We start from the raw sequence: 256 nt of genomic DNA, 5'->3' as shown, positions 1-256 counted from the left end.
GAGATATCTCGGCGGGCGCGGAAGGCACCTGCGTGCGCGGCCGGATGACCGCTAGGGTGAGCGCGTGCCGCGCTTCGATCTGCCTCTGTCCGACCTCCGCGACTACCGTCCCGAGGTCCGCGTCCCCGCGGACTTCGACGCCTTCTGGGCGACCACGATCGCGGGTGCTCGCGAGGCGGGCGGGGCGCCCGTCGTCACGCCCGTGACGACGCCGCTGCGCGGCATCGAGGCGTTCGACGTCACGTTCCCCGGGTTC

Annotated in this window: 1 protein-coding gene; it reads left to right on the top strand. The window is 73.0% G+C overall.

The features are described from left to right. Positions 1-64: 64 nt before the first annotated feature. Positions 65-256, top strand: a 192-nt coding sequence (locus tag KVT44_RS56355; RefSeq protein ID WP_217577046.1) for an acetylxylan esterase, incomplete at its 3' end; no start/stop codon positions are given.

The organism is Streptomyces sp. GbtcB7, from assembly GCF_019091445.1.
Classification (GTDB): domain Bacteria; phylum Actinomycetota; class Actinomycetes; order Streptomycetales; family Streptomycetaceae; genus Streptomyces; species Streptomyces mirabilis.
This window is presented reverse-complemented; position numbering and strand designations above follow the sequence as displayed.